The following is a 23,870-nucleotide window of genomic DNA, read 5'->3' on the forward strand; positions in this document are numbered from 1 at the left end:
TCTTTTTTGAATAAGTGCCCGATTTGAGGCTGTAAATTCATGCTTCGCTGCATAAGAATAGCGGCATGTTGTTCACGCTCCCTGATCAAAACAAACTTTACGATGCACTTGTCGCCCGCGATGCCGCTTTTGAGGGCAGGGCTTATGTCGGCGTTATCTCGACCGGAATTTTCTGTCGCCTGACCTGTCCGGCGCGCAAACCGAAACCAGAAAACTGCCGTTTCTTCGCATCGGTTGCCGAATGCATGGCCGACGGATTCAGGCCCTGCAAAAGATGCCATCCGTTACAGCCCGCCGCCGAAGCGGAACCGGCCGTCAGGAAGCTTCTCGACGCGCTTGAAGCCGAACCCGAGCGGCGCTGGAGTGAAGAGGATGTGGCCCGGCTGGGGCTTGATCCTTCGACCGTCCGTCGCAGTTTCCGCCGTCATTTCGGAATGACGTTTCTCGAAATGGCGCGGCAGGAGCGCCTGCGGCACGGGTTCCAGGCGCTTGCCGATGGCGGGCGTGTGATCGATGCGCAGATCGACGCGGGATTTGAATCTCCCGAAGCTTTCCGCAGCGCCTTTGCGCGTATTCTCGGACTGCCGCCCGGAAAATTGCGCGGCGATGGCTTGCTGCGGGCCGATTGGATCAGGACGCCGCTCGGTACGATGATCGCCATCTGTGACGCGCGAAACCTGCATCTTCTCGAATTCGTCGATCGCAAGGCGCTGCCCGCTGAGCTCAAGAAACTGTATGCCACCTGCCGCGGCGATCTGGGGATTGGCCGTTTCGACACGCATGATCTTGTCGAGCGACAACTGAATTCCTTTTTCGAGGGCAATTCCCCGACGTTCGACCTGCCGCTGGTTCTGCATGGCAGTGCTTTCACGCAGCATGTCTGGCGCGAGCTTCAGAATATCCGGGCAGGGGACACGCGCAGCTACAGCGAACTTGCGCAGGCCATCGAAAAGCCGCTTGCGGTGCGCGCGGTGGCGCGGGCCAATGGGGCGAACCAGATTGCCATCATTATCCCTTGCCATCGCGTGATCGGCGCGGACGGATCGCTGACGGGCTACGGTGGCGGTCTGTGGCGCAAGCAGAAGCTGATCGAAATCGAGGCGCAATACCGCCGATAGTGCACCATACGAATATGAAAACGCCGCCCCTGGAGGCGGCGTTTCAATTTGTGCGGTTGACGATGGTCAGTCGAGCTTGTGCAGGTCGACGCCCTTGGTTTCCTTGACGAAGATCATGCCGATCACAAAGGTGATGGAGGCGATGATGATCGGATACCAGAGGCCGTAGTAGATATCGCCCTTGGCCGCGCTGAGTGCGAACACGCCAGCCGGAAGCAGGCCGCCGAACCAGCCGTTGCCGATATGATATGGCAACGACATGCCGGTGTAGCGGATGCGGGTCGGGAACATCTCGACGAGGATCGCGGCAATCGGGCCATACACCATCGTCACATAGATGACGAGGACGGTCAGGATAGCGATTGTCAGAACCCAATTGACCTCTGCTGGGTCGGCAACCATCTTGAATGCGCCGGACCCCGGGATCGTGAAGACGGCCTGCGGCGTGCTGACGCCGAGTCCGTCCGCCTCAGTCTGGGTCAGAAGCTTCTGCTTCACCAGATCGGCAGCCGGAACCATGGCCTTCTCGCCGCCGCGGATTGCTTCGGCATTCAGCTGCAGTTCCGGATTGGCGGCGACAAATGCGTCGAGCTTGCTGTCCGGCACCTTCGCGGGATCGCGAACGAGCGGGAAGCCAGCCTTCTGCAAGGCAAGGTTCACGTCGTGAGAAAGGGCCGACTGCTTGGCCGCGGCGTCGGCGCCAGCCTGAACGGCGTCGTAAGACGTGATCGTGCTGTCACCGAGCGTAATGGTTGCAGGCGTTCCGGCTGCTGCCGTCTGCACGATCTCATAAGGCACCGAACTCTTGGCGAGGAAGCTTGTCGCGACATCGCAAGACGTGGTGAACTTCGACGTGCCGGTGGCGTTGAACTGGAAGTTGCAATCGCCGGGAGCAGCCGTAACGGTCGCCTTGATCGTCTGCTCGGCCTGGGCCAGAGCCGGGTTTGCGGCATGGGTCAGCGCCTTGAACAGCGGGAAGTAGGTTACTGCGGCCAGAAGCAGGCCCGCCATGATGATCGGCTTGCGACCGATCTTGTCCGACAGCCAGCCAAAGAAGACGAAGCCGCTGGTGCCGATCAGGAGTGCGATGGCGACCATGATATTGGCCGACTGGTTTTCGACCTTCAGAACGTTCTGGAGGAAGAACAAGGCGTAGAACTGACCGCAATACCAGACCACGGCCTGACCGGCGGTGAGGCCGAAAAGGGCGATGAGCGCGATCTTTGCATTCTTCCACTGGCCGAAAGCTTCAGAAAGCGGTGCCTTGGAAGTCTTGCCTTCTTCCTTCATGCGCTTGAATGCGGGCGACTCGCTCATCTGCATGCGAATCCATACGGAAATGCCAAGCAGAAGGATCGAGACGAGGAAGGGAATACGCCAGCCCCAGGCGGCAAAGGCTTCCTTGCTCATAATGGTCTGGATGCCCAGAATGACCAGCAGCGACAGGAACAGGCCAAGCGTCGCCGTGGTCTGGATCCATGACGTGAAGAAGCCACGGCGATTGTTCGGAGCATGTTCCGCAACATAAGTTGCCGCACCGCCATATTCACCGCCGAGTGCGAGACCCTGCAGCATGCGCAGGGCGATCAGGATGATCGGTGCGAAAATGCCGAGCGTGGCCGAGCCGGGCAGGATACCCACGAGAAACGTGGACGCGCCCATGATGACGATGGTCACAAGGAATGTGTATTTACGCCCGACGAGATCGCCGATGCGTCCGAAAACAAGGGCGCCGAACGGGCGCACGAGGAAGCCTGCCGCGAAGGCGAGCAGAACGAAGATGTTTCGGGTTGCTTCCGGATATTCGTTGAAGAATGCCGCGCCGATGAAGGCTGCAAGCGTTCCATAGAGATAGAATCGTACCATTCGAAGACGGTACCAAGCGATGACGCAAAGATCACCTTGCGTTCTTCGCTCGTCATTTTCTGCGTGCCGACCTCGGCACTTGACGAGACTGCCATTAATCTGTCCTCCCAAACAGAGCCCTGCGGGCAAATGTAGGGCGATACTTCTTCATCGGGTAAATGAAGTTCGCCTGGTGCGCCGGGAACAGTTCCTCTCAACTGTCCGGGCGCTCTCCTCACACTTGCATGATGAACCGAAAAAGGGGATTCGTGCAGTAGTCTTTAGTATGAGACAGAACTGACGGCTTGAAATACTGAAGGGAAGCAATAAAGCGCCAAAAAATGCGCCCCTTGCGGGGATGGAGAATTGACTCCATCTATAAACCGCGTAAAAGCAGTGGCGAACGAAGGAGAACTCGCGTGGATCGCGTCAACGTAGCGTCAGTTTCGCTTGGAACTGCCGGCATTCTTGCCGGGGCAGCGCGCATGCCTTCGATTTCCAAAACACTCACGGCCATTACCAAAACGACCACGAAAACGGTCTGATTCCCTTGGCCTGCTCGCCCTCTCCCCGGGTCTGGCCCGGGGGCGGAAGTCCCGCGTGGCCTGCGGGGTTCCGAATCTGGAAGCGGAGAGGGACAGGAGACGAAAAATGGGTTTCAAGGTTGCAGTTGTCGGCGCCACCGGAAATGTCGGGCGCGAAATGCTCAATATCCTCGAGGAACGCGGCTTTCCGGCTGACGAAGTTGTCGCGCTTGCATCGCGCCGCAGCCAGGGCACGGAAGTGTCCTATGGTGACCGCACGCTGAAGGTCAAGGCGCTCGACACGTATGATTTCTCCGATACGGACATCTGCCTGATGTCTGCCGGCGGCGAGATTTCCAAGGAATGGTCGCCCAAGATCGGCAAGCAGGGCTGTGTCGTCATCGACAATTCCTCGGCCTGGCGTTATGACGCAGAGGTGCCGCTGATCGTGCCGGAAGTGAACCCGGACGCAATCGAAGGCTTCCGCAAGAAGAACATCATTGCCAATCCGAACTGCTCGACCGCCCAGCTCGTCGTGGCTTTGAAGCCGCTGCACGATGTCGCCAAGATCAAGCGCGTTGTCGTGTCGACCTATCAGTCGGTTTCGGGCGCGGGCAAGGAAGGCATGGATGAGCTGTTTGAACAGTCACGCGCTGTTTTCGTAGCCGATCCGGTTACGGCGAAGAAATTCACCAAGCGCATCGCGTTCAACGTGATCCCGCATATCGATGTCTTCATGGAAGACGGCTACACCAAGGAAGAATGGAAGATGGTGGCCGAAACCAAGAAGATGCTCGATCCGAAGATCAAGCTGACGGCAACCGCTGTCCGCGTTCCGGTCTTCATCGGCCACTCCGAGGCGGTCAATATCGAGTTCGAAAACCCGATCACGCCGGAAGAAGCACGCGAAATCCTGCGCGAAGCCCCGGGCTGCCAGGTTGTCGACAAGCACGAGAACGGCGGCTACATCACGCCTTATGAATCCGCTGGTGAAGACGCGACCTATATCAGCCGCATCCGCGAGGATATCACCGTGGAAAACGGTCTTGCCATGTGGGTCGTCTCGGACAATCTGCGCAAGGGCGCTGCTCTCAACACGATCCAGATTGCTGAACTGCTGGTCGCGCGCGGCCTCATCAAGCCGAAGGCGCTTGCTGCCTGATCTGCTTTCTCAGCACCGATATTGAAAAGCGCCGGGAAACCGGCGCTTTTTGTTTGATGCGGGTGGCGGTCCCTTAAGCTCCGGGGTAAGAAGTGATCGGGATGGGAGCGATATGAGTTTGATACACAACGAACGAACCAAGTTGCTGGCGAACAATCTAGATCGCCTTTCCACGGCGTTTCTCGCTGTCGGGGTTCTGGGCAACACCTTTAATTTCACGCCGGGGAGCGGCCTGTTCGTCTCTTTTCTCGGCGTCACAGCTTGGATTTTGCCGGCGATCGTATTACATCTTATGGCAAGACGCGTTTTAGGGAGATTGAAGCCATGACTTCCGGGGTCTTCTTTTGGTACATTTTCCCGCTGATCGTAGCGGCCGCCGGTCTTGGCTGGCTTTGGTACGACAAGCGTTTCAACAACCATTATCGCTGATCTGCGTAGCCTTATCAGAAGTCCAAGCGCCGGTTTTCCGGCGCTTTTTTGTTAGCGGCTGAGGCTGTTGACGAGATTGCCGCGTATGTCGAGCAAGCGTGCGCGCAGATCCTGCAACTCATCGACAGGTTGACCCAGTGCGCAGAACACCTGCTCCGGGATGTTCTCGGCCTGCTTGCGCAATTCCCGGCCTTCATCGGTCAATGTGATGCGCACCTGCCGCTCGTCCCGCGCATCGCGCCGCCGCGCAATGAGCCCGGCTGCTTCGAGGCGTTTCAGCAGCGGGGTCAGCGTGCCCGAATCCAGATTGAGTTGTGCGCCGATCTCCGAGACGGTCCGGTCGTCCTGTTCCCACAGCACGATCATCACCAGAAACTGCGGATAGGTGAGGTCGAGTTTGTTGAGGATCGGCTGGTAGGCGCGCGTCAGCGCATTTGCGGTCGAATAGATCGCAAAGCAGACCATGTTGGAAAGGTCGAGATTCGAATCCTGATCGTCGCGCTTCATTCAGACAACTCCTTGGCAAAACATATACAGCATAGGCAATTGGATTGTGCATCATATAATCGTGATATGGTATTTTGCAAAATTAGATTGCGCACAATTTAAAAATCTGCGAGTTTGGCTGCGAAGACAAACCAAAGGAGAAACCCAGATGCCAATTCTGTACACCACCCAGTCCACAGCAACCGGCGGCCGCACGGGAAGCGCCAAAACCGCTGACGGACGGCTCAGCGTCGTTCTCGATACGCCGAAGGAATTGGGCGGCTCGGGCGGCGAGGGCACCAATCCCGAGCAGCTTTTCGCTTCCGGTTATGCGGCCTGCTTCCTCGGTGCGTTGAAGTTCGTTGCCGCTAAGGAAAAAGTTGCCATTGCAGCCGACAGCACCGTGACCGCGACGGTCGGTATCGGTCCGCGTGAGGACGGCACCGGCTTCGGCCTTGATGTCGCACTGCAAGTGGCATTGCCGGGCGTGGACAAGGCGAAGGCCGAAGAACTGGTTCAGGCAGCGCACATCGTCTGCCCCTACTCGCATGCAACGCGCGGCAATATCGATGTTCGCCTGAGCGTGGCGTAACTAAAAAAATGCAAAAGGCGCCTGATGAAAGCGTCTTTTGCATTCAAATTGATTAAAGAAAGGCATGCTTAGTATAATAATTTAATCGCCTTGCCTATAGCTTCGCCTGCCAATTTACCCAAGAGTTTCTTTGCTGCTTCAATCAGCCTTCTTCTATTGAGCTCCGGCGTAAGATGTTCTGGCAGCATTTCACCGTTCATCTCTTCATTAAGATTTATAATTGTCCGGATAATATGCTCTTCATCGTCAAAGATATCAGCGTGAAGTCGCGAGCTAACAATTGCCGCTCGGCTCCAATCTATAATAACGTCTTTATCGGGATCTGCAGCGAAAAGTATAGCGTCAAAACCTCCGCTATACTCCCATCTGCCCTGAATTTTTTTCTTGAACAAACTCCCGAACTTCATGGAAACTCTTGATATAGAAGAATGAGAGTGGCCAGCCGAAATTATCCTTTAATTCTACCGCCGGCCCAAGTTTCTTGTTTGCTTTTGGTTCGTACAACGAATACCCGATGCAGTAGCAATCTAACAGTTTACCTGAGTGATAATGATAATCACCGGCCTTATTCAAGAAGGAAAAAATTAACTCCGGTTGTCTCTCTGTTGTAGGGAGAAAACAAAAGCAGGATAGACCTGCTGTGTTTTGCATTTCGACGAGCTATAGCCTCTATCTCATTGATGGAAACTGCCGACTGCATTTATCCTCCCCCCGATCGCATAATCAATGCTTCCTGCTTTACTCCGCCTGAGCCTCGATATTTTCCATATCGTCGTCCGACAGGCCGAAATGGTGGCCGATCTCGTGAATCAGCACATGGGTGATGATATCGCCCAGCACTTCTTCATGTTCGGACCAGTAGTCGAGGATCGCGCGACGATAAAGCGTGATGCGGTTCGGGCCTTCGCCGGTCTGCAGGCTGAAACGCTCGCCGATGCCGCGTCCTTCAAAAAGGCCGAGCAGGTCGAAAGGCGTTTCCAGCCCCATATCCTCGATGATCTGATCGTCAGGAAAGTCGGCGATCTGGATGATGATGTCGCCGCACAACGCACGAAACTCCTGCGGCAGATGCGCAAGAGCTTCAATCGCGATGGATTCAATTTCGTCCAGCGAGGGCGAAAGACGTCCCGCCCAGTCGCCGCTTTGATCTTCTCGGGCCATTCCAGCCAATCGTGTCCTATTCACTTGTGCAGGCCGCCAGACCTGCAACCGGGCGTTCTGGCAGGCATTCTGGCCGAGTATATATAGCGCATGCCGTCATTATGCCCAGGGACGCTGTTCGGCGCGCTTGGCCTCGAATGCGTCGATGCTGCCAGCCTTTTCCATGGTCAGGCCGATATCGTCCAGACCGTTGAGCAGGCAATGGCGCTTGAAGTCGTCGAGGTCAAAGGAAATCGTGCCGCCATCCGGGCCGTGAATTTCCTTGGCTTCGAGATCGATGGTGAGGGTTGCATTGGCGCCGCGCGAAGCGTCGTCCATCAGCTTGTCCAGGTCTTCCTGGCTGACCTTGATCGGCAGAATGCCGTTCTTGAAGCAGTTATTGTAGAAGATGTCAGCGAAAGAAGTCGAAATCACGCAGCGGATGCCGAAGTCCAGCAGGGCCCACGGCGCATGTTCGCGCGACGAACCGCAGCCGAAATTGTCGCCTGCGACGAGAATTTGCGCGTTGCGGTAGCCCGGCTTGTTCAGGACGAAATCCGGGTTTTCCGTGCCGTCTTCGTTGAAGCGCATTTCGGCGAAAAGACCCTTGCTCAGACCCGTGCGCTTGATCGTCTTCAGGTAATCCTTCGGAATGATCATGTCCGTATCGATGTTGACGATCGGCAGGGGGGCGGCGACGCCCGTGAGCTTGGTGAACTTATCCATGTCCTGAACCTGTCGGTTGGGAATTTGCAATTTGCAAACTGGTTTACATCAGCTTGACCGAGAGTCAACGTTTGAGGCCGAAACTGCCCAATAGGTCGCAACTCCCGACCCGTCTTGCGACTTATCCGGCGCGCTTGCAAGCACGCCGGATAGTTCGACTGTCGGGTTATGCGCATAATCCTGTCTGTAAACCGCGTCAAGGTTTGCGGATCATGCGTATGCGATGCACTTTGAGCAATTATCCGACATTCAACGCGATGCCGCCGGTTTCGCTGCCGGTCAGGCGGCGGGATTTCCCGTCGGTGCCGACAACAGCCGTGACGCGCCTGCGCAACATCGAAAGGTTGGGCGAAACCGCCACATCGATAGCCGGATCGAACTGAAGCGTGATGCGCCACAAGTCCGGCTTGATCGTTTCCTCGACCGCGATAATGCGGGCGTCGAACGGCGTGGTGTGAAACAGGCCGGTGATGCGCTGGCCGACGCGGTAAGGCGCGGTATCATCCTGCACGGATGCGGCTTCAACCTTGCTGCCATTGGCGGCAAGTGTGTTCCAGTCGCGCGTGCCGGACTGGCGCGCGACAAGGTCGAGGGCCTTGCCGTGGCTGATGGCGATGCCTTCCTCGCTCAAAGCCTGCCGCAGACGGCGGGCCTGATGCTTGAAGTCAACATTATTGGTCCCAGCGATGATAGCTGTGGGCATTGTTTTCGCTCCTGATTGTGAGCGGCGTTTTCATGAACGGGTGCCCGCATTGCCGTTTCTGCCGTCACCGGAACAAAAACGAAGTCTCAGAATGCTTTACCATGGCTTGGAAGCTGCGGGCGGCAGGTGCATTCAACCGAAGGCCAGAAAATAGGCAGTAGTGATGCGGATTTCAAGTCCCTTTCCGGGAAGGCCTGCGGGACCACCCCGAACGCTTCGGGACCTTGCGCGTTTACACAGTTCGGTGCACAAATCGGGACATGAAAACCATTGTTCGCCCCCGCCGTTCCGTCTTGTTCGTTCCTGCTTCCAATGCCCGCGCCCTGGAGAGGTCGCTGACGCTGCCGGCGGATTGTGTGATCTACGATCTGGAAGATTCCGTAGCGCCCGATGCGAAGGCTCTGGCACGAGATGCGCTGGCGGCGCATTTTGCAAACCATCCGAAGGCCGGCTTCGAACGGATCGTGCGGGTGAATACGGCAGAAACGCCGTGGGGCAAGGACGATGTTGCGGCGGCTGCGAAGATGGGCGCGGATGCGATCCTTCTGCCCAAGGTCGAACGTCCGCAGGACATAATCGACGCAGCCAACCGGCTTGATCGTCAGGATGCCGATCCCGCCGTCGGCGTCTGGGCGATGATCGAGACGCCAAGGGGCATTCTCAACGCCGACGAAATTGCAGTTCTTGGACATCGTTCGGCTGTGCGGCTTGCCTGTTTTGTCGTCGGGCCGAATGATATAGCGCGGGAAACGGGCGTGCGTCCGCAGCCGGGGCGACCCTATCTGATCCCCTGGCTGATGCAGATCGTTCTTGCCGCGCGCGCTGGCGGGATCACCGTGCTTGACGGCGTTTATAACGATTTTCGCGACAGCGTGGGTTTCGAGGCCGAATGCGCCCAAGGCGCTGCCATGGGTTTTGACGGCAAGACGCTCATTCATCCGGGGCAGATCGAAGCGGCCAACCGGGCATTCTCTCCGAGCGAGGAGGAAGTGGCACACGCCCGCCGCGTCGTTGAAATCTTTGCCCGCCCTGAAAATGCCGATAAGGGTGTCGTCTCGCTGGACGGGCAGATGGTCGAGCGCCTGCATCTTCAGATGGCCGGGCGCGTGCTCGCCAGAACCGGCGTGAAGTTATAACAGAGGAAGTAAAAGCATGAAGTTATACCGTTTCATTACAGGCCCGGACGATTCCGCTTTCTGCCATCGCGTCACGGCGGCGCTCAACAAGGGCTGGCAGCTTTACGGCTCGCCGACTTACGCCTTCAATGCCGCCACGGGTGTCATGCATTGCGGCCAGCCGGTGGTGAAGGAAGTCGACGGCGTCGATTACACGCCGGACATCAAGCTCGGCGAATACTGATGACTGTGCGCCGCATCGTTGCCAATATCGCAGCCGGCGACCCGGTGGCGGCAAAGCGCTTCTACGGCGACTTGCTGGGCCTCGATGTGGCGATGGATTTCGGCTGGATCGTCACCTATGCCGCGGATGCGCAGGCACGGGTGCAGGTGAGCATAATGATCGAAGGCGGGTCCGGCGCGCCGGTGCCCGCCCTTTCCATCGAGGTCGATGACGTTGACGCCATGCTGGAGCGCGCGATCGCGCTGGGATTTCCCGTAGAATACGGCCCGGCGGATGAGGAATGGGGCGTGCGCCGTTTCTTCACGCGTGATCCCTATGGGCGGCTCGTGAATATCCTGACCCACAAGAATTGAAAAAGGCCGGTTTCCCGGCCTTATACATTTGAGGCCGGAACGGTAAACTTCGTTCCGGCCTCGTTTGTCATTGGGGTGAATGCAACACCGCACTGACGGCTGCAAAGAGGTTGGGTCATGCCCGGCAGGAACTTTCGTTCGTAAAAAAGCAGAACCCTTTGCAGCTTTTGAGGTCTTGTCGCACCGTTGAGAGAGCTTCGCGCTCGCGTATAAGGGAGACCAGCCTCATGTCTTTTGTTTTGGTTCTAGTTCAAACCGCGCTTTTCGATCATCGCGTCCGGTGTCGGCATCTTACCACGGAAGGCCTTGTAAAGCTCTTCCGGGTCGCGGCTGCCACCGGCGGCATAGATATGCTGCTTAAGCTTCGCTGCCAGTTCCGGGTTGAAGGCATCGCCGGTTTCCTCGAATGCCGAAAACGCGTCTGCGTCCAGCACTTCCGACCACATATAGGAATAGTAGCCCGCGGAATAACCGTCACCGGAAAAGACGTGAGTGAAATGCGGTGTGCGATGGCGCATGATGATCGCATCCGGCATGGAAAGCTTTTCCAGCGTCTTTACCTCGAAGGCGAGCGGGTCGGCGATCTTTTCCGTGCCGGTGTGGAATGCCATGTCCACCAGCGCGGATGAAGTGAACTCGACCGTGTTGAAACCTGCATTGAAGGTGCGGGCTGCGAGAACCTTGTCCAGAAGCGCCTTCGGCATGGCCTCGCCGGTGCGATAGTGCACGGCGTATTTTTCGAGGACCGCCGGAACGGTCAGCCAGTGTTCGTAAAGCTGCGACGGAAGTTCCACGAAATCGCGCGAAACGGCAGTACCGGAAACAGCGGGCCAGGTCACATCCGAGAGAAGCCCATGCAGCGCATGGCCGAATTCGTGGAACAGGGTGCGTGCGTCGTCGAGCGAGAGCAGGGCCGGTTCACCGGCCTTTGGCTTCGCAAAATTCATCACATTGTAGATGATCGGCTTCTGCCCGCCATCGAGCTTGTGGCTCGATTGCAGCGAACTCATCCATGCGCCTGAACGCTTCGACGTCCGGGCGAAATAGTCGCCAAGGAACAGGCCGCGTTCACTACCGTCAGCATTGAGCACCTGAAACACGCGCACGTCTGGATGCCATGCTGCGATGCCTTTCTTTTCCTCGAAGCGGATGCCGAAAAGGCGGTGAGCGACGTCGAAAGCGGCTTCGATGATCTTTTCAAGCTGCAGATAAGGCTTCAGTTCCGCTTCATCGAAGGCGAAGCGTTCGGCACGCAGTTTTTCCGCATAGAAGCGCCAGTCCCACGGCGCAACCTTGTGATTGCCGCCATCGCCTGCAATCAGCCGTTCGAGTTCGACTTCTTCCTCACGGGCCTTGGCGCGCGCCTTGTCCCACACCGGTTCCAGCAGGTCCATGACTGCCTTGGGCGTCTTGGCCATGGTGTCGTCAAGCTTGTAGGCGGCAAAGTTGGCGTAGCCGAGCAGATGCGCCTTGCGCTCGCGCAGTTCCACCATTTCGCGCACGATGTCAGGATTGTCGCTTTCACCGCCATTTTCACCGCGCTTTGCCCAGGCGTTGAATGCCTGTTCGCGGAGTGCACGGTTCTGCGAGAAGGAAAGGAATGGCTCCACAATCGAGCGCGACAGCGTGACGGCCCATGCATCCGGTTTGCCGCGCTCGGCGGCAGCACTCTGCATGGCGTTTTTCAGGAAATCAGGCAGGCCCGCGAGGTCGGCTTCATCGGTGATGAACAGCGCCCAGCTTGATTCATCCTTCAACACGTTCTGGCCAAAACGGGCGCCAAGCCCGGCGAGCTTTTCATTGATGCCGGCAAGTTCCGTCTTACCCGCTTCATCGAGCTTCGCGCCGGAGCGGACGAAACCTTTCCAGGTCTTTTCAAGAACCCGCTTGGTTTCGGTGTCGAGATCCAGCATGTCCCGGTTTTCATAAAGCGCGTCGATGCGGGCGAAAAGCGCCGGGTCCATCATGATGCGCGAATAATGACGCGACATTTTAGGCGCGATTTCGCGCTCCAGCGCCTGGATCGTGTCGTTGCTGTGCGCACCGGCGCGCAGCCAGAAAATGGCTGACACGCGGTCGAGCGCCTTGCCGGTCAGTTGCAGGGCTTTGAGCGTGTTTTCGATGGTGGCTTCTTCGGTCGCCCCGGCAATGGCTTCCACTTCCGCGAGGTCCTGCGCCAGCGCCACATCGAAGGCAGGTGCGAAATCCCCGTCGCCGAAGGCGGTGAAATCCGGCAGGCCCAACGGTCCGCTCCAGTCTGTCAGCGCGTGATTGTGGGCGGTGTTGTCGGACATGATGAACTCCGGTTCGGATGGTGTTGATAAGCTGAACCAGATTTAGGCGCTGCCTTGCATGCGGGCAAGGGCAAGTTGTAGTTATGACAGGCTGCGGGAAAACCGTTCTACATTATCCGTCAGGGCTTGACTTTATGGGCGACCAAGCGCAAATCACGCCCGCAGCCGAATTTCTGCGGCAGCATTTTCAACCGGAGTTTTATTCTCTTATGCCAAGCGACAGTCACAGTCGATTGTTTCAGCCGTCAAGGCAGTTCGTGATCTGATCGCTCGCGGTCGGCTTGCACGGTCTGCCTTTGACGGCGGATCGACAGAAAGGCAAGCCCATGACCGACAACAACTTCTTCCCGGAAGTACTCAATGTTGCCGACCTCCCTGCTGCTGCCATCGCAAGCCGCATTGCGGACATGCGTACCGGCGACGCAGTGGAACTCGTTAACGAACTCGATGCCGATGATGCAGTCGCCGTCATCGCACAGCTTTCGCACGAAGATGCCATCCGTCTGCTCGACCAGCCGGAACTGCACCGTGCCACCGAAATCATCGCCATGCTTCCGCCCGGCCTTGCAAGCCTCCTAATTGACGGCATGTCGGCGGACCGTGCAACCGACGTTTTTCAGGAACTGGAAGACGATGACCGCGCGGGCCTGTTTCCCATCCTCGCGCCTGAAACCAAGGTCGCGCTGAAGAAACTGATGGGCTATCCGCCGAACACGGCGGGTTCGCTCATGACCATCGAATTCATCGCGGTGCCTTCCAACTGGAATGTTGGCCAGACGCTGGATTATATCCGCAAGGTCGAGCGCACGCGCGAAACGGTTTATGCCATTTATGTCGTCGATCCGGCCAGCCGCGTCCTGTTGGGCGTGGTCAGCCTTCGCCGTCTTATTATCCGCCAGCCGGACGAACCGATTCTGTCCATCGCGCGGGATGACGAGCCGATCACGATTTCGCCGCTGGCAAGCCGCGAGGAAGTCGCCCGGCTTTTCCGCAAGCACGACCTTCTGGCCGTCCCCGTGGTGGATGAGAGCCGCCATATCATCGGCATCGTGACCGTCGATGACGTGCTTGACGCCATGACCGAAGAGGCAAGCGAGGACGCTTACCGTTTCGGTGGCATGGAGGCGCTGGACAAGCCCTATATGCGCATCGGCTTCGGCGAGATGCTGAAGAAGCGCGCCGGCTGGCTTGGCATCCTGTTCCTCGGCGAAATGCTGACGGCAAGCGCCATGCAGCATTTCGAGGCGGAACTGGAAAAGGCGCTGGTGCTGACGCTCTTCATTCCGCTCATCATGTCTTCGGGCGGCAATTCCGGCTCGCAGGCAACGTCGCTGATCATCCGCGCGCTTGCGTTGCAGGAAATCAGGCTGAAGGACTGGTGGCGTGTCGCGCTGCGTGAAATCCCATCCGGCCTTGCGCTGGGCAGCTTTCTGGGCTGCATCGGCATTCTGCGCATCATCGCCTGGCAGACGCTCGGCATCTACGATTATGGCGAGCACTGGATACTCGTGGCGCTCACCGTGGGCATGGCGCTGGTGGCCATCGTCACCTTCGGCTCACTGACGGGCTCCATGCTGCCATTCATCCTGCAAAGGCTGGGCTTCGATCCGGCCAGCGCATCGGCGCCGTTCGTCGCCACACTGGTCGATGTGACGGGTCTCGTCATCTATTTCAGCGTGGCGATGGTCATTCTGTCCGGTACGCTTTTGTAATGCCAGGCATGGGCGTAACAACGACATGGCCGAATGAGTACAAAAAACTGTCAAATTGACAGTGTAAAAACGCACCGAAATCCGGGTTTTTCGGGTTAATTGAGGGGCAGTTTCGTGCTGCCCCTTTCTAAAATGCAAAAAAACCTGTAAGAGCGCCGCATTGTTTTTCCGCGCGGGTCTGTTGGCGCGGCTCCCAACTCATATAGAAGTGATCTCCATATGGAATTGCGTAATATCGCTATTATCGCACACGTCGATCATGGCAAAACAACTCTGGTCGATGAACTCCTGAAGCAGTCCGGCTCGTTCCGCGACAACCAGCGCGTTGCAGAACGCATGATGGATTCCAACGACATCGAAAAGGAACGCGGGATCACCATTCTCGCCAAGGCCACTTCGGTTGTCTGGAAAAATACGCGCATCAACATCGTCGACACGCCTGGCCACGCCGATTTCGGCGGTGAGGTTGAGCGTATCCTCTCGATGGTCGACGGCGCTATCGTTCTCGTCGACGCTGCCGAAGGCCCGATGCCGCAGACGAAGTTCGTCGTCGGCAAGGCGCTGAAGGTTGGTCTGCGTCCGATCGTTGCGATCAACAAGATCGACCGTCCGGATGGCCGTCATGAAGAAGTAATCAACGAAGTGTTCGACCTCTTCGCCAATCTCGACGCGACCGACGAACAGCTCGACTTCCCGATCCTTTACGGTTCAGGCCGTAACGGCTGGATGGCGCTGAACCCGGAAGGTCCGCAGGACGAAGGCCTCGCACCGCTGTTCGACCTTGTGCTAAAGCACGTTCCGGCACCGAAGGTTGCTGAAGGCCCGTTCCGCATGATCGGCACGATCCTCGAAGCCGATCCGTTCCTGGGCCGCATCATCACCGGCCGCATCCATTCCGGCTCGATCAAGCCGAACCAGGCCGTCAAGGTTCTCGGTCAGGACGGTTCGCTGCTCGAAAATGGCCGTATCTCGAAGATACTCGCTTTCCGCGGCATCGAGCGCCAGGCTATTGATGAAGCGCATGCGGGCGACATCGTCGCCATCGCCGGTCTTTCCAAGGGTACGGTTGCCGACACGTTCTGTGACCCGTCCGTGAGCGAACCGCTCGCCGCACAGCCGATCGATCCGCCGACCGTGACCATGTCCTTCATCGTCAATGACAGCCCATATGCGGGCACGGAAGGCGACAAGGTTACGAGCCGCGTCATCCGCGACCGCCTGCTCAAGGAAGCTGAAGGCAATGTCGCGCTGAAGATCGAGGAATCGAACGAAAAGGATTCGTTCTTCGTTTCCGGCCGCGGTGAATTGCAGCTTGCAGTTCTGATCGAAAACATGCGCCGCGAGGGTTTCGAGCTTGGCGTTTCGCGTCCGCGCGTCGTCATGAAGGACGGCGAGAACGGCGAAAAGCTGGAGCCGGTGGAAGAAGTCGTCATCGACGTCGATGAAGAATATTCCGGCACGGTTGTGCAGAAGATGTCCGAACGCAAGGCCGAAATGGTCGAACTGCGTCCTTCGGGCGGCAATCGCGTTCGCATGGTGTTTTACGCTCCGACCCGTGGCCTTATCGGCTATCAGTCGGAACTCCTGACCGATACGCGCGGCACGGCGATCATGAACCGCCTGTTCCACGACTATCAGCCATACAAGGGCGAAATCGCTGGCCGCAACAACGGCGTTTTGATCTCCAACGATCAGGGTGAAGCTGTTGCCTATGCGCTGTTCAACCTTGAAGATCGCGGTCCGATGATCATCGACGCTGGCGTCAAGGTCTATCAGGGCATGCTGATCGGCATTCACAGCCGCGACAACGATCTGGAAGTCAACGTGCTCAAGGGCAAGAAGCTCACCAACATCCGCGCCGCCGGCAAGGATGAAGCCGTGAAGCTCACCCCGCCGATCAAGATGACGCTGGAACGCGCCCTGTCGTGGATTCAGGACGACGAGCTGGTGGAAGTGACGCCGAAGTCCATCCGCCTGCGCAAGCTCTATCTTGACCCGAACGAGCGCAAGCGCTTTGAAAAGAGCAAGTCGAGCGCTGCATAAGCCCGACAGCATAAAGAAAACGGCGCCTTCGGGCGCCGTTTTTGTTTGAAAATTCTCTCGTCTAAACCGCGCTGCCGCACGGCATTGCCGCCCCTTGCCCTTCGAGACGCCGCCTGCGGCGGCTCCTCATGATGAGGGGCTGGTGTAGCGGCCAATCTCAAGCACAGGCCCTTCGCCCCTTCGGCAAGCTCAGGGCTCAGGGTGCGCGTGGGGCGGACCTCAGTGTGAGGGGCTGGTGTGCGTGAAGCGCTTACCGTTCGCCGCGACGATAGGGCTGCATCAGCGCCTGCGGAACACGAGCGCGCCGCGCCATGACGATGAGCGCCACGATCGACATGATGTAGGGGATCATAAGGAAAAGCTGGTAGGGCACGGCCTTGCCGTAGACTGTCTGCAATCGAAGCTGGAACGCATCGAACAGCGCGAACAAAAGCGCGCCGAGAAGCGCGCGGGCCGGACGCCACGAGGCGAAGACGACAAGTGCGATACAGACCCAGCCGCGCCCCTGCATCATGGTCGGGAAGAACGAGTTGAAGGCGGAGAGCGTAAGAAATGCTCCACCGACAGCCATGAGCGCGCTGCCGAACATGATCGTGAAAATGCGCACACGGATCGGGTTGATGCCCTGCGCTTCCGCTGCATGCGGGTTTTCGCCGGTCATGTGGATGGCAAGGCCGAGCGGCGTGCGAAAAAGCACATAACCGAGCAGAAGCGCCAGCGGAATGGCGATCCAGGTCAGCGCCGTCTGAGTGCCAAGCACCTGTCCAATGAACGGGATTTCTGAAAGCCATGACGGATTGAGCGGCTGGAAAGGCGTGATGGACGGCGGCGTCGAGGACAGCGGCACCAGAAGTCGGAACAGGAAATAGCTGAGGCTCGATGCAAACAGCGTGATGCCGAGCCCCACCACATGCTGCGAGAGGCCGAGCGGCACGGTGAGGGCTGCATGAAGCAGGCCGAACAGTGCGCCGGAAGCTGCCGCAACCGCCACGCCGGTCCACAGGTCGGCGCCGTTGAACACGGTCAGCCAGCCGATCATTGCGCCGAAGGTCATGATGCCTTCAATGCCGAGATTCAGTACGCCCGCCCGTTCGCAATACAGCGCGCCGAGCGTGCCGAAGATAAGCGGTGTTGCGATGCGCAGGACCGAGACCCACAGGCCGGCGGAGAGAAGAATATCCATCAGCTCGTTCATCGGGCGATCCTGTATTGTGTGAAAAACAGAGCGACCAGCATGGTCAGGAGCGACAGCGCGACGGTGACATCGGCGATGAAGCTCGGAATACCGATGGCGCGGCTCATGCCGTCGGCGCCGACAAACATGGCGGCAGCAAAAAGTGCAGAGAAGATCGCGCCGATGGGGTTCAGGTTGGCGAGCATGGCGACGATGATGCCGGAATAGCCGAAGCCCGGCGAAAGATCGGTCGTGACGTAGCCTTTCACGCCCATGACCTGTATCGCGCCTGCAAGCCCCGCAAGGCCACCGGAAATGCAGGCGACCTTTACCAGCGTCCTTGCCAGCGGGACACCGGCAAAGCGCGCGGCGCGCGGATTGAGGCCCGCAGCCTTGGTTTCAAGGCCGAAGACGGTTCGCTTCTGTACATAGGCGATGATGAGCGCCAGGGCGATGGCTATCGCGATGCCGATGTGAAGCCGCATGCCGGACATGATTTTCGGCAGCACCGCCGCGTCCGGCACGGGCTCGGATTGCGGCCAGCCAAAGGCGAGGGGGTCTTTCATCGGCCCTTCGATCATCATGGAAACGATAAGCACCGCCACGAAGTTCAAGAGCAGCGTCGTCACAACCTCGTCGACGCCGAAGCGCAGGCGCAGCCCGAGCGGGATCAGAAGAAAGATCATGCCTGCAATCGCACCGACGATCAGCAGAAGCGGAATGAGAATGGCGGCTGGAAGCTGCAACTGCGTGCCGCAGGCGACGACCGCTAGCGCACCCATGTAGAACTGGCCTTCGGCACCGATATTCCAGAGTTTGGAGCGGAAGGCGACGGCAGCGGCCAGACCCGTCAGCATCAAGGGCGTTGCGCGGGTGAGCGTTTCGGTGATCGAAAGCTTGTTGCCGAAGGCACCGATGGCGATCTGGCGGAAGGATTCCAGAACCGGCGCACCTGCGGCGGCGATCAGCAGGCCGGCAAGCACGAAGGCGGCCAGAACAGCGATGACCGGTGCGGTTGCCACCAGTGCTACGGGCCGTGTTTCGCGTCGTTCGATACGCATCAGTTCAGCCCCTCCAATTGCTTGAGCATGATCTTATCTGAAATCCGCTTCACACTTTTCGGGATCATGCTTTGCCCCATTCACCTGCCATCATCAGGCCCAGTCGTTGCGCGTTTGCTTCCCCGGCATCGATCGGGGGCGAGAGCCGACCTTTGACAATCGCTTGAACACGATCCGCCAAGCCAATGATTTCATCCAGATCTTCGGAGATGAGCAGCACCGCAGCACCCTTGGCGCGCGCTTCCAGAATGCGGGCGTGGATAGCCGCCACCGCGCCTTCGTCAAGGCCGCGCGTCGGCTGTGCCGCGATCAGGATACGCGGGGCGGTTTCCAGATTGCGGCCCAGAATGAGCTTTTGCATGTTGCCGCCGGAAAGCAGGCGAATGCGGCTGTCAGGCGTGCCGCCGCGCACATCGAAATCCTTGATGATACGGTCGGTAAACTCGCGCGCTGCCGCGCGGTTGACCAGAAGACCATTGGAGAATTGCCGGTCGCGCACGCGCTCCAGCACAGCATTCTCCCAAAGCGTCAGATCGCCGATTGCGCCTTCCGCATTGCGGTCTTCCGGAATGCGGCCAACACCTTCGGCCACGAACTGGCGGGGGTCGAATTTCGTCACCGTCTGCCCGAACATGACAAGTTCACCGCTTGCCGGCTGGCTGAGGCCGGAAACGAGGCGTCCAAGCGCTGCCTGCCCATTGCCCGAAACACCGATGATCCCCAGTGTTTCACCGGCGCGAACGTGAAAGTCGAGGTCAGAAAGACGGGTTGCGCCGTCCTCCACAACCGTTGCATTCCGTGCTTCCAGCAGGGTTTCGCCGGGCGTGGAAGCGGCGCGGGAAGGGCGCGAGACGCGGCGGCCGACCATCAGTTCGGCCAGTTCCTCCTTCGAGGTTTCGGAAGCCTTGCGTTCGGCCACCAGCTTGCCGCCGCGCAGGACGACCACGCGGTCGGCGGCGGACATGACTTCATGCAGCTTGTGAGAAATGAAGATCAGCGACAGGCCCTGCCGCGCCATCTCTTTCAGCGTCGCAAACAGGTTTTCGGCTTCCTGCGTGGTGAGAACCGCCGTCGGCTCATCCAGAATGAGGATATCGGCGTCGTTATAGAGCGCTTTCAGAATTTCGACGCGCTGTTGCTCGCCTACCGAAAGATCGCCAAGTCGCGCATCGGGATCGACCTGCAAGCCGAAGCGTTTCGCGATTGCGGCGATCTTGGTGCGTGCGGGGCCGTGCGCGGATTTGAGCTTCCAGAGGCTTTCCGTGCCGGTGGTGATGTTTTCAAGCACGGTAAGATTGGGCGCGAGCGTGAAATGCTGGTGCACCATGCCCACCCCCGCCTCGATGGCGGCGCGCGGCTTGCCTTGCGGGATTTCCTCGCCCTTGACGAACACGCGGCCTTCATCCGGCACATAATGGCCGAACAGGATGTTCATCAGCGTGGTCTTGCCAGCGCCGTTTTCCCCGAGGAAAGCGAGAATTTCGCCGCGTCCGAGCTTCAGCGAAATATCGTCATTGGCGGTCAGGGGACCAAAGCGCTTTGTTATGTTGCGAAGTTCGAGGACGGTTGAAGACATGAAGCGGGCCTGAAAAGCGGGAGCCGGTTTTGCGGATTGTTATCCGAACCAGAAGGCGCGCCGGTGCTGGAACAGGTGTCAGACACCGGCGCGAGGCGTGATTATTTAGGCTCTTCGGCGTTGAGCTTGAGCGTGAATGCGCCCGATTTGATCTCGTTGCGACGCGCTTCCATCTTCGCTTCGGCTTCCGCCGGTGCGACGCCCTTGACGTAGATGATGTCGTTGCCGCCTTCCTTCATCATGCTGAAAGGCGTGTAGTCCTTGCCTGCGGGCTTTCCAGCCTTCACGTCTGCGATTGCAGCATTAAGGATCGGCCCGAAGTTCCAGATTGCATTGGCAAAAACCGTGTCGGGATAACGCGGCGTATAGTCGGTCAGCGAGCCGATGGCCTTGATGCCGCGCTCCTTGGCCGCGTCGGCCGTGCCGATGCGCTCGCCAAACAGGATGTCGGCGCCGGAATCGATGGCCGCAAGGCCTGCCTCACGTGCTTTCGGCGGATCGAAGAAGGTGCCCATGAAGGACGCGACGAACTTCGCGTCGGGACGCGTTTCGCGCACGCCGTCCTGAAAGGCGTTGATCAGCATGTTGATTTCCGGGATCGGCACTGCGCCGACGGAGCCGAAGATGCCGGACTTGCTCATCGCGCCCGCCAGCATTCCGGTGAGATAGCCTGCTTCGAAATTCCAGGTGCCGAAGACGCCGAAATTGTCGCCCTGCGGCTTGCCGGAAGAGCCCATGACGAAAGCCGTCTGCGGATAGTCGCCCGCAACCTGACGCGCTTCGCGTTCCACGGCATAGGATTCGCCCACGATCAGCTTGATGCCCTGTTCGGCATATTCGCGCATGGCGCGGGGATAGTCGCTCGCCGAAACACCTTCCGAGAAGACATATTCGATCACGCCTGCGTCATTGGCCTGTTTCAGGGCTTCATGCAGGCGCGAGTTCCAGGCATTTTCCACCGGCGAAGCGTGGATGCCCGCCACTTTCAGTTTTTCATCGGCGGCGAAGACCCGGCTGGTGATCGCCGTTGCGCCCAGTGCCGCCGACATTGCGAGAATATCGCGGCGGGTGAAGTTCGATGTCTTGATGATTTTGGTCATTTGGTCTGGGACCCCTCATGTGTGTTTTCGGCGCGCGGGTGCGCGCAGCCGGTTGCTTCGTTTTGACGTGCGGATTTGATGAGCAACGATTTCCATCATTGCCCAAACCGCCTTTAATTCAAGAAGATTCTAAAGCTGGCCGACTGGTGCGTAGTCAGCTCCGTCAACCGAAGACGGGCGGCCTTCGAGGTTGAGCGCGCTTAGACGCTGCGGGGTTTCGGCAATGATCTTGCCGCGCTTCACGACCTTGAGGCGGTTCGCCTTGAGGCGCAGCGCTTCGATCGGATCGCGTGCCTGGAGAACCACGAAGTCGGCGTTGCAGCCCTTGGCGAGGCCATAACCTTCCAGACCGAGCGCCCTGGCGGAGTTGACGGTCAGCGCGTCGAAAACCTGTCGCTTGCCCTCGATGGACGTCATCTGCGCGACATGGATCGCCATGTGGCCGACTTCCAGCATGTCGCCGGAGCCCATGGAGTACCACGGGTCCATGACGCAGTCGTGGCCGAAGGCGACGTTGATGCCGGCAGCCATCAGCTCCGGCACGCGGGTCATGCCGCGGCGCTTCGGATAGGTGTCGGCGCGTCCCTGCAGCGTGATGTTGATGAGCGGGTTCGGAATGGCGTTCATCTTCGCTTCCGCGATCAGCGGAATGAGCTTGGAGACGTAATAATTGTCCATGGAATGCATCGAGGTCAGATGCGAGCCGGAAACCCGGCCCTGCAATCCGAAGCGCATGGTTTCAGCCGCCAGCGTTTCGACATGGCGGGACATCGGATCGTCGCTTTCATCGCAATGGATATCGACCGGCAGGCCGCGTTCGGCGGCGATGCGGCAGAGCGCTTCCAGCGAGGCTGCGCCGTCGGCCATCGTGCGCTCGAAATGAGGGATGCCGCCCACGACGTCTAGGCCCATGTCGAGCGAACGGTTGACGAGATCGACCGCGCCGGGCGAACGGTAATAGCCGTCCTGCGGGAAGGCGACCAGTTGCAGGTCGATGTAAGGCTTCACCTTCTCGCGCACTTCGATCATCGCTTCAGCGGTGAGGAGGCGCGGGTCGCTGACATCGACATGGCTGCGGATCGCAAGCAGGCCCTGGCTGACGGCCAGATCGCAATAGCGCAGCGCGCGTTCGACCATGGCTTCCACGGTCAGCATCGGCTTCAATTCGCCCCAGAGCGCGATGCCTTCCAGAAGGGTGCCGGACCGATTGAGGCGCGGCAGGCCGAGCGACAGGGTCGCGTCCATGTGGAAATGCGGGTCGACGAAAGGCGGAGTTACGAGCCGGTTTGTCGCATCGATTTCCTGAGCCGCCTGATGCTCTCCCGTGGAAGGCACGATGTCGGCAATCTTGCCATCCTTGACCAGAATGTCCTGCTTCTCGCGACCGTCGGGGAGATTGGCGTTTCTCACGATCAAATCGAACATCGGCGGGACCTTTCATCTGGGTATGCAAGAACCGAGCCCAAAAAGAAGGGCTCATTTTTGAATTGCCTTATACCCTATAACCGGTGGGCGCAATGCCGGGAAATGCCAAAACCCAAGGAGTTTGGCTCAGCGAGTTTTGGGCAAGCGTGTGCGGCGATTGCGCATTTTCCGGGCGCGATGCGCCAGCATGCCGGTGCCCTGATATAAGGTCAGCAGGGGTCGTCATCCTCAATGGAAAATGTTAGGGCGCAAAGGATATTATTTTCGGGATTGTCATGTTCACGATCAGCCGCGTTGAAACCTTCAGTCAGGAGATCAGGAAAAGCCGGTTTCTGGCCATTGCCGCGCCTGTTGCGAACGAGCAGGCGGCGAAGGATTTTTTGAGCGAGCATTCGGACCTTGCCGCCAACCACAATTGCTGGGCGTGGCGCATGGGGCAGAACTATCGGTTCAGCGATGACGGCGAGCCGAGCGGCACGGCGGGGAAGCCGATCCTGCAAGCCATTGACGGCCAGCAGCTCGACAATATCGTGGTGGTAGTGACACGCTGGTTCGGCGGCATTCTGCTCGGCAGCGGCGGCTTGATGCGCGCCTATGGCGGTACGGCCGCGACCTGTCTGCGACAGGCCGCAAAGACCGAAGTCATTCCGCTGGTCGGCTTTCGGTTTGCCTGCGATTTTTCCGACCATGCGCTTTTGAAGGCGCGTCTCACCGCGGTTGAAAATCTCACCATCACCGAAGAAAACTTTACCGGAACGGGCGTCGAGCTTGCAGGCCTCATGCCCATTGCCGCGCAGAACGATCTTTCAAGGCTGGTGACCGACCTGACACGCGGAAAGACCGTCATCAAGTTTGATGATTAGAGCATTTCCAGCAAAAGTGTGAAACGTCTACGCGGGGAAATCAGTTCACTGGACTGATTTCTTATGCCGCTTCGATGCGTTGGATAATGCGATGAAACAAATAGTTAGAGCGGTTCCGGCGATTCTGTCAGAACAGGAACCGCTCTAGCACCTAGACCGTGCGGCTCGTATATTGCTGGCGCTTG

Annotated in this window: 22 protein-coding genes and 1 pseudogene; 11 read left to right on the forward strand and 12 right to left on the reverse strand. The window is 58.6% G+C overall.

The window, feature by feature from the left end; all coding sequences use genetic code 11:
- Positions 1 to 65 precede the first annotated feature (65 nt).
- Entirely contained in the window at positions 66 to 1,118 is a 1,053-nt protein-coding gene (locus ACS5UA_RS07290) for a bifunctional transcriptional activator/DNA repair enzyme AdaA (RefSeq protein ID WP_266029335.1), read from the forward strand.
- A gap of 66 nt (positions 1,119 to 1,184) precedes the next feature.
- Here the strand turns inward: ACS5UA_RS07290 and ACS5UA_RS07295 are convergent.
- Positions 1,185 to 3,079, reverse strand: a pseudogene (locus tag ACS5UA_RS07295) (MFS transporter).
- Between the two features lie 303 nt (positions 3,080 to 3,382).
- On the opposite strand from ACS5UA_RS07295, the gene ACS5UA_RS07300 reads away from it, so the two are divergent.
- The 3 genes from ACS5UA_RS07300 (at position 3,383) to ACS5UA_RS07310 (ending at position 4,977) form a co-directional block, all read left to right on the forward strand.
- Positions 3,383 to 3,508, forward strand: a complete 126-nt coding sequence (locus ACS5UA_RS07300; protein WP_006472225.1) for a hypothetical protein — start codon at positions 3,383 to 3,385, stop codon at positions 3,506 to 3,508.
- Between the two features lie 106 nt (positions 3,509 to 3,614).
- A complete protein-coding gene (locus tag ACS5UA_RS07305) occupies positions 3,615 to 4,649 on the forward strand; it encodes an aspartate-semialdehyde dehydrogenase (RefSeq protein ID WP_006472226.1) in 1,035 nt (344 codons plus the stop codon).
- 112 nt (positions 4,650 to 4,761) lie between these two features.
- The gene (locus ACS5UA_RS07310; protein WP_266017311.1) at positions 4,762 to 4,977 is read left to right on the forward strand and encodes a hypothetical protein; all 216 of its coding nucleotides are present in this window, start codon (positions 4,762 to 4,764) and stop codon (positions 4,975 to 4,977) included.
- Between the two features lie 152 nt (positions 4,978 to 5,129).
- Here the strand turns inward: ACS5UA_RS07310 and ACS5UA_RS07315 are convergent, their stop codons facing one another.
- Positions 5,130 to 5,585 (reverse strand): MarR family winged helix-turn-helix transcriptional regulator, encoded by a 456-nt coding sequence (locus ACS5UA_RS07315; protein WP_266029336.1) that lies wholly within the window; start codon positions 5,583 to 5,585, stop codon positions 5,130 to 5,132.
- Positions 5,586 to 5,733: 148 nt separating this feature from the next.
- On the opposite strand from ACS5UA_RS07315, the gene ACS5UA_RS07320 reads away from it, so the two are divergent.
- Positions 5,734 to 6,156 carry an organic hydroperoxide resistance protein gene (locus ACS5UA_RS07320; RefSeq protein ID WP_112700956.1) on the forward strand — a complete coding sequence of 141 codons (423 nt, stop codon included), beginning with the start codon at positions 5,734 to 5,736 and terminating at the stop codon, positions 6,154 to 6,156.
- A gap of 68 nt (positions 6,157 to 6,224) precedes the next feature.
- Here the strand turns inward: ACS5UA_RS07320 and ACS5UA_RS07325 are convergent, their stop codons facing one another.
- The 4 genes from ACS5UA_RS07325 to ACS5UA_RS07340 form a co-directional block, all read right to left on the reverse strand.
- The gene (locus tag ACS5UA_RS07325) at positions 6,225 to 6,563 is read right to left on the reverse strand and encodes a hypothetical protein (protein WP_273771146.1); all 339 of its coding nucleotides are present in this window, start codon (positions 6,561 to 6,563) and stop codon (positions 6,225 to 6,227) included.
- 331 nt (positions 6,564 to 6,894) lie between these two features.
- On the reverse strand, positions 6,895 to 7,317 hold the full coding sequence (locus ACS5UA_RS07330) for a metallopeptidase family protein (protein ID WP_006472228.1): 423 nt from the start codon (positions 7,315 to 7,317) through the stop codon (positions 6,895 to 6,897).
- 99 nt (positions 7,318 to 7,416) lie between these two features.
- Positions 7,417 to 8,022, reverse strand: coding sequence for a 3-isopropylmalate dehydratase small subunit (leuD, locus tag ACS5UA_RS07335; protein WP_006472229.1), 606 nt, complete (start codon positions 8,020 to 8,022; stop codon positions 7,417 to 7,419).
- 238 nt (positions 8,023 to 8,260) lie between these two features.
- On the reverse strand, positions 8,261 to 8,725 hold the full coding sequence (locus ACS5UA_RS07340; protein ID WP_273771145.1) for a glyoxalase superfamily protein: 465 nt from the start codon (positions 8,723 to 8,725) through the stop codon (positions 8,261 to 8,263).
- Positions 8,726 to 8,985: 260 nt separating this feature from the next.
- Here ACS5UA_RS07340 and ACS5UA_RS07345 point away from each other — a divergent pair, with 260 nt between their 5' ends.
- Genes ACS5UA_RS07345 through ACS5UA_RS07355 form a run of 3 tightly spaced genes read left to right on the forward strand, consistent with a single transcriptional unit; the run spans position 8,986 to position 10,437 of the window.
- Positions 8,986 to 9,861, forward strand: a complete 876-nt coding sequence (locus tag ACS5UA_RS07345) for an HpcH/HpaI aldolase/citrate lyase family protein (protein WP_273771144.1) — start codon at positions 8,986 to 8,988, stop codon at positions 9,859 to 9,861.
- A 16-nt stretch (positions 9,862 to 9,877) separates the two neighbouring features.
- A complete protein-coding gene (locus tag ACS5UA_RS07350) occupies positions 9,878 to 10,084 on the forward strand; it encodes a DUF1737 domain-containing protein (protein WP_002965766.1) in 207 nt (68 codons plus the stop codon).
- A complete protein-coding gene (locus tag ACS5UA_RS07355; protein WP_273771096.1) occupies positions 10,084 to 10,437 on the forward strand; it encodes a VOC family protein in 354 nt (117 codons plus the stop codon). The genes ACS5UA_RS07350 and ACS5UA_RS07355 overlap by 1 nt, the downstream gene beginning before the upstream one ends.
- Positions 10,438 to 10,682: 245 nt before the next feature.
- Here ACS5UA_RS07355 and ACS5UA_RS07360 read toward each other — a convergent pair whose 3' ends face one another.
- A complete protein-coding gene (locus ACS5UA_RS07360) occupies positions 10,683 to 12,731 on the reverse strand; it encodes a M3 family metallopeptidase (RefSeq protein WP_273771095.1) in 2,049 nt (682 codons plus the stop codon).
- Positions 12,732 to 13,057: 326 nt separating this feature from the next.
- Here ACS5UA_RS07360 and mgtE point away from each other — a divergent pair, with 326 nt between their 5' ends.
- Both mgtE and typA read left to right on the forward strand, forming a co-directional pair.
- Entirely contained in the window at positions 13,058 to 14,443 is a 1,386-nt protein-coding gene (gene mgtE / locus ACS5UA_RS07365; protein WP_273771094.1) for a magnesium transporter, read from the forward strand.
- Positions 14,444 to 14,662: 219 nt separating this feature from the next.
- Positions 14,663 to 16,486 carry a translational GTPase TypA gene (gene typA, locus ACS5UA_RS07370; protein ID WP_006468571.1) on the forward strand — a complete coding sequence of 608 codons (1,824 nt, stop codon included), beginning with the start codon at positions 14,663 to 14,665 and terminating at the stop codon, positions 16,484 to 16,486.
- Between the two features lie 250 nt (positions 16,487 to 16,736).
- Here the strand turns inward: typA and ACS5UA_RS07375 are convergent, their stop codons facing one another.
- The 5 genes from ACS5UA_RS07375 to ACS5UA_RS07395 all read right to left on the reverse strand — a co-directional run bounded on the left by ACS5UA_RS07375 (position 16,737) and on the right by ACS5UA_RS07395 (position 22,822).
- The gene (locus ACS5UA_RS07375; protein WP_273771093.1) at positions 16,737 to 17,681 is read right to left on the reverse strand and encodes an ABC transporter permease; all 945 of its coding nucleotides are present in this window, start codon (positions 17,679 to 17,681) and stop codon (positions 16,737 to 16,739) included.
- Positions 17,678 to 18,721, reverse strand: coding sequence for an ABC transporter permease (locus tag ACS5UA_RS07380; protein ID WP_100652284.1), 1,044 nt, complete (start codon positions 18,719 to 18,721; stop codon positions 17,678 to 17,680). The genes ACS5UA_RS07375 and ACS5UA_RS07380 overlap by 4 nt, the downstream gene beginning before the upstream one ends.
- A gap of 64 nt (positions 18,722 to 18,785) precedes the next feature.
- Positions 18,786 to 20,297, reverse strand: a complete 1,512-nt coding sequence (locus tag ACS5UA_RS07385) for an ABC transporter ATP-binding protein (RefSeq protein ID WP_273771092.1) — start codon at positions 20,295 to 20,297, stop codon at positions 18,786 to 18,788.
- Between the two features lie 101 nt (positions 20,298 to 20,398).
- On the reverse strand, positions 20,399 to 21,397 hold the full coding sequence (locus ACS5UA_RS07390; protein WP_021585589.1) for a BMP family protein: 999 nt from the start codon (positions 21,395 to 21,397) through the stop codon (positions 20,399 to 20,401).
- 129 nt (positions 21,398 to 21,526) lie between these two features.
- Complete coding sequence (locus ACS5UA_RS07395) at positions 21,527 to 22,822, reverse strand: amidohydrolase family protein (protein WP_273771091.1); 1,296 nt, start codon at positions 22,820 to 22,822, stop codon at positions 21,527 to 21,529.
- 275 nt (positions 22,823 to 23,097) lie between these two features.
- Here ACS5UA_RS07395 and ACS5UA_RS07400 point away from each other — a divergent pair, with 275 nt between their 5' ends.
- A complete protein-coding gene (locus ACS5UA_RS07400; RefSeq protein WP_273771090.1) occupies positions 23,098 to 23,685 on the forward strand; it encodes an IMPACT family protein in 588 nt (195 codons plus the stop codon).
- Positions 23,686 to 23,870 lie beyond the last annotated feature (185 nt).

This window comes from Brucella sp. RRSP16, assembly GCF_052246815.1.
GTDB classification, from domain to species: Bacteria; Pseudomonadota; Alphaproteobacteria; order Rhizobiales; family Rhizobiaceae; genus Brucella; species Brucella intermedia.